This is a genomic window from Microcoleus sp. S13_C3 (assembly GCF_036700905.1).
Taxonomy (GTDB): Bacteria; Cyanobacteriota; Cyanobacteriia; order Cyanobacteriales; family Microcoleaceae; genus Microcoleus.
This window is the reverse complement of record NZ_JAUBPT010000271.1, coordinates 1-5,666: the sequence shown is the minus strand read 5'-3', so window position 1 is coordinate 5,666 and position 5,666 is coordinate 1. Positions and strand designations below refer to the sequence as shown.

At 44.9% G+C, this 5,666-nt stretch carries 5 protein-coding genes; 4 read left to right on the top strand and 1 reads right to left on the bottom strand.

Going from position 1 to position 5,666, the window contains the following annotated elements:
* Positions 1-137: 137 nt before the first annotated feature.
* Positions 138-1,604, bottom strand: a complete 1,467-nt coding sequence (locus QUA16_RS35345) for a glycosyltransferase family 87 protein (protein ID WP_333109370.1) — start codon at positions 1,602-1,604, stop codon at positions 138-140.
* A 425-nt stretch (positions 1,605-2,029) separates the two neighbouring features.
* Between QUA16_RS35345 and QUA16_RS35340 the strand changes: the two genes are divergently transcribed.
* From QUA16_RS35340 to QUA16_RS35325, 4 genes are all read left to right on the top strand, one after another.
* Positions 2,030-3,208 (top strand): M20 family metallopeptidase, encoded by a 1,179-nt coding sequence (locus QUA16_RS35340; protein ID WP_333109371.1) that lies wholly within the window; start codon positions 2,030-2,032, stop codon positions 3,206-3,208.
* A gap of 522 nt (positions 3,209-3,730) precedes the next feature.
* Positions 3,731-5,041, top strand: a complete 1,311-nt coding sequence (locus QUA16_RS35335; RefSeq protein ID WP_333181750.1) for an ATP-binding protein — start codon at positions 3,731-3,733, stop codon at positions 5,039-5,041.
* 4 nt (positions 5,042-5,045) lie between these two features.
* Positions 5,046-5,198: a hypothetical protein gene (locus tag QUA16_RS35330; protein WP_333109374.1), complete on the top strand. Its 153-nt coding sequence runs from the start codon at positions 5,046-5,048 to the stop codon at positions 5,196-5,198.
* On the top strand, positions 5,195-5,386 hold the full coding sequence (locus tag QUA16_RS35325; protein ID WP_333109377.1) for a WD40 repeat domain-containing protein: 192 nt from the start codon (positions 5,195-5,197) through the stop codon (positions 5,384-5,386). The genes QUA16_RS35330 and QUA16_RS35325 overlap by 4 nt, the downstream gene beginning before the upstream one ends.
* Positions 5,387-5,666 lie beyond the last annotated feature (280 nt).

Genomic DNA, 5,666 nt, shown 5'->3' with positions numbered 1-5,666 from the left:
AAGTATTTTTACTTATTCATTCGGGCCTAGCAATGTACTATACTATGTAGTGTTATTGAAGTGCGGAGTGTGGGATTTAACCGCAGAGGACGCAGAGAGCACAGAGGAAGAGAAGAGAGAAATGTCTACTTCCTGCTTCAGCTCGGTTGGTCAAATTCAGCAACCTGTTTTTGACGAAGAGATGTAATCGCTAAGACTAAAACACTTAACGTAAGGCCTAAAATCGCATAACTCGGTAGTGAAAAAATAGTTACTTTAAACAAATAAGGCAATTCCCCCCCCTTCCAGTTCCACCGCTTTCCTAGAAACACCAACAGCCCGCCATGAATCACAGCGGTTTGCACCATGACACAGCCCGCCCCCAATAACCAAACCGACATTCTTTGCCTAGAGAAGGCACAATTTTTAATCTGAAAACATAAATCATTCAGCAAAAAAACCACCGCCGGTGCTAACATCACAGAACTGGTGGGCTGAGAATAGTTGATAGCAATACTCAAAGTAGAAATTAGCACCATTTCAGATAAGTCAACCTTTTTTGACCAAGCATTGCGAGATTGTTTTTTGTAAAAATACCAACTCACTAAACCAACTAGCACCAGAATAATCAAGTCAGAAAATAGCTTCGCCACGAAGGGACTATCGGGGAAAAATCTCGGCCCCATAACCCTTAAATCAAGGCGACTCATAGAAATATAAGCATTATTCGATGGATCGTTGAGCCAGAGTGGAAATCCACGAGTCGCATCCTGTATAAATCCTGCTAAAGAATTGCCCGTTACAGCTAGACCCATAACTGCCAAAAAAGTTACCGTGACTATTGATATAAAAACTAGCGGAAACCGTCTTTTGATTAAAAAATAAGGAATAAACAATATAACTAAAGTTGGTTTAAAAAGAGCAACTCCTAATAAAACTCCTGCAATTACATCCTGATTTCTCCTAGCATAAATAAACATCCCTAACAGCAGAACCGCAATAAAAGTTGCCACATTGCCAACTTGAAGATCGAAGACAAAACCGTAGAGGAATGCAACTGATATACTACAAATAGTCCGAAAAGCTCGTGAGTGGGACTCCAACAAAATATTCGCTCCCCATAAAACAAAACCTGTGGCAATAAGATGCAGCCAAGTCCAGATTGTAAATGCAGTCTTCATCGAGAAATAGCCCAAAAACCACAGCGGAGGAATGATATTAGGTGGATAAACAAAAGATGGAATAAACCCACACACTTTAGTGATGCTACAGAAACCGATGTTAAACACCTCCACATTAAAGGGACTCAAATGCTGATGGGCTAATCTACTCGCTACATAAAACCACTTAAAATCCCAGTAAGGCGGATCGGGTCGATTAGTCAGATTGTAAACCAACCAACCGGTATAACAGAGAAATCGGGTGAGAACTAATACAATAACTGCTTGCAAAATAAAGTTAACGATAGGTTGACGAAAAAACAGAGTCAACCTGTGAATCGAAGGATCTTTTAAAAACAAAGAATCCGGTTCTGCTGTTTTTTCGCTATCTAATCGCCAATTAAATTTGAAAAACAAAGCGACTGTAATTAGAATTATTACATTCCATAATCCAAAGCTAATCATAAAAAATAATTTTAATAAAATTACTCCTTGATGATATCACAACCAGAAATATCATGTCCTATCGATCAACCATAATATCCCGGTCGGGGCGGGTTTTTGAGATGGTCAATTATTAACAGGTATTGTTGGTGAACCCGCCCCGACAAAAATCGCGGTTGCTCGACCAGACATGATATTATCAACTAAAAATCAGCCTTTGATCCTAGAATCTAGACGTTTATTCCTGGTTTCAACCAAACTCTCTCTTCTCTCTTTTCTCTGTGTCCTCTGCGCCCTCTGCGGTTAAAAAAATCTTATTCACAAACAAAATAGCATTGCCATCTAAAAGCCCGATCGCACTTTAGCCCCTTATAACCCTGTTCACCCCCAAACATATGCGTTAACCTAGTTGACTACAACTTGTACCGCACTCCCCAACTAAATTCATGCTTCCCCGCATCAAAGAATTAGCCGCCACCCTAGCACCCCGCTTAATCGAAATACGCCGCCACATCCACTCCCACCCCGAACTCAGCGGCCAAGAATATCAAACCGCCGCCTACGTAGCCGGAGTTCTCGCATCCAGCGGAGTCCGCGCCATCGAAGGAATCGGCAAAACAGGAGTGCTCGGCGAACTCAAAGGCAACAGCAGCGAGTCCCGGTGGCTGGCAATTCGCACCGATATGGACGCTTTGCCGATTCAAGAACGCACAAACTTAGAATTTGCCTCCCGCAACGAGGGAGTGATGCACGCCTGCGGCCACGACATCCACACCACCGTCGGTTTGGGCGCAGCCATGATATTGTCTCAGCTAGGGGAAAAATTGCCCGGTAACGTCCGCTTCTTGTTTCAGCCGGCGGAAGAGATTGCCCAAGGTGCTCAATGGATGATTAAAGATGGGGCGATGCAAGATGTTGACGGCATCCTCGGAGTGCACGTTTTCCCGACGATTCCCGGCGGTTGCGTCGGTATCCGCCACGGGGCCCTGACGGCGGCGGCAGATGACATAGAATTGATTGTGATGGGCGAATCCGGCCACGGTGCGCGTCCCCACGAGGCGATCGACGCAATTTGGATTGCTTCTCAGATAATTACCACTTTGCAGCAGGCAATTAGCCGCACGCAAAATCCTTTGAGGCCACTGGTTTTGACGATCGGGCAAATTAACGGCGGACGAGCGCCGAACGTAATTGCCGATCGAGTAAAATTATTGGGAACCGTGCGATCGCTGCATCCGGAAACCCACGAAAACCTGCCTGCTTGGATCGAACAAATTGTCTCCAGCGTTTGCGCGACTTACGGCGCTAAGTACGAACTCACCTACAAGCGCGGGGTGCCCGGAGTCCAAAACGACCCAAAACTCACGCAATTAGTCGAAAGTGCGGCTTTAGAAGCTTTAGGTCGATCGCGCGTCCAGATTTTACCAGAACCATCCCTCGGCGCCGAAGATTTTTCGATGTACTTAGAACACGCACCGGGAACCATGTTTCGCTTAGGAGTGGGACTGACTGACAAACCGAACTATCCCCTCCATCACCCGCAATTTGAGGTCGATGAAGCAGCCATCGTCACCGGCGCTGTCACCTTGGCCTATGCCGCCTACCAATATTGGCAGCAAAAGTGAGAGTCATTAGTCATTTGTCATTCGTTATTTATCTAATCATCTCCGGTAAAATAGACATAATTCCTGTAGGGGTGGGTTCGCCTTAGTCTCCGATCTAACACTAGAGAACCAATAAACCCGCCCCGACTTTTTAGCGAACCGGAAGCGATCGAAATATATATGTCTATCTAGTGGGGTGGGGGCGGGTTTTTGAGATTTTTAATTATTGGCAGGTATTGTTGGTGAACCCGCCCCTACAGAAATCACGCTCGATCGCACTCTATATCATCATTAGTTAAAAATTTTATGAACCTAGATTTCGATCGATTCTGCGATGCCTGCAACCCCAGTCGATCCCTCATCTTGGGAAATTCAGAAGATATTCGCTACTATAGCAATCCTAAATGATTATACTCGTTACCAGGAAGAGCCTGGTAACGCATATCCGGAGGCTCTGCCTCCATTGGCGCAGCCGAGGCAGAGCAAGAGTGACATCGGTTCCCAGGCAAAGCTTGGGAACCAGTTAACCAGTTATTGAAACTGATGCGAGGATTGCTATACATTGATTTTGCTAAGGTGCGCGGCGGGAAAATTATTGACATACTCAAACGAACAATTACCCGTCTGGCACGAGATAAACCGACTTGCCAATTGTTTACCGGACATATTGGTTGTGGCAAGTCTACTGAATTGTCGCGACTGGAAAAAGAGTTGACAGATGAGGGATTTCATGTAGTTTACTTCGAGTCAACACAAGACCTCGATGAAATGGATCTCGATTTGACAGATATCATGTTAGCGATCGCGCGGCGAGTCACGCAAAGCTTGGAAGAGGGCAAAATTTCCTTGCAGACCCAGCGCTTTAAAGAATTCTTAAAAAATAGTTGGGATTTTTTACAAACCCCTGTGACTTTAGAAGCAGAAGGAGAACTTTTTGGCAGCAAATATAAGGGCAATACAGACGGAAATCTCGAAGTTTCTCTGCCTTTATGCATCGCCAAAATTACTGCCAAAACCAAAAGTAATCCCGACTTGCGATCTAAACTGAGACAGTACATGGAACCGCAAGCTAATAAAATGTTAGAACTGATTAATCAAGAAATTATTGATGTAGCCATTAATCAGCTAAAGCAGCGCGGTAAAAAAGGATTGGTGGTGATTGTTGACAACTTAGACAGGATAGTTTTTCGACCCAATGCAGCGGGGCGATTGTTGCCAGAATATATCTTTATTGACCGGGGCGATCAGTTGCGGCAACTGAATTGCCATTTAGTTTATACCCTGCCGCTGGGATTGATTTTTGGCAATGAAAGCGAAATTTTGAAAAATCGATTGGGAGGGGGAGTTGACCCGAAAGTTTTGCCGATGGTACCAGTAAAAAATAGAGACGGCAGCGAATGTGTTGAGGGGATGAATTTGCTGCGGCGCATGGTGATGTCGCGGGCTTTCCCGGATATGCCGCCAGAGAAATATATCACATTAATTGGCGAAGTTTTTGACAGTCCTGAAACTTTAGATGAATTGTGTCGTGTCAGCGGAGGTCATCTGCGAAACTTGATGGGGATGCTGTTTGGTTGCTTGCAGCAAGATGACCCTCCAATTTCGCAAAATGTTTTGAAATCAGTGATTCGCAGTTCCCGCGACACTCTGAAGAATGGCATTGATAATGATCGGTGGGAATTACTCTTTAAGGTGGTGAAAGAACAAAGCATTAATGGAGATAAAGAATACCAAGATTTGCTGCGAAACCTGTGGGTTTTTGAATATGCAGACACTCAAGGAAATTGGTTTGCGTTGAATCCGCTGTTGATGGAAACTGACAAATTTAAGCGGTGGCAGCAGCAAAATTATTAAGATTATGGTAAACTCAAATCGAGCCGAATATCTTGCAGCAGAAAATGAGCGATCGCTCTCTACATTGGTACGGACGATCGCCCGCTTTCAAGGAAAGTTTTCTTTGACTATAGTGCGTTGCAATTATGCTAGCTTGCGTTATGCTAGGGGATATTGAGTGTCAGTTTTAGTCCCGACGGCTACATTGCTACCGGCTCAGAGGACAATACAGCAAGGTTGTGGCAAATCAGAAGTTTAGATGAAATGCTGGTGCAAGGCTGCGATTGGCTGCACGACTATTTGCAGAATAATGCTGAGGAAAGCGAGAAACACCTCTGCGATGAGATTAGTGCTCAGAAAAAATGATTAGCCAATCAGTCGGTAGGTGCAAATAAACCTGACCGTGTAACAGAATGTAAAACAGCCGCAACTTTTGCGATTCCTGCGTTTCATCTCAAATCCGGTAGCATCGGAATTAATCTTACCCACAGCCAGGACACCGCCAGTGCCTTTCGTCGTGTTAACTTAAGCTTTTTGTCCGCCAGTCTTCCCGCCCACCCGGCAGTCCGCCAGGGAATGAATTCCACGGGGCTTATAGCGAAAGTCCTCTCAAAGAGGACTGAATAATTCATTAGTCCTCTTTGAG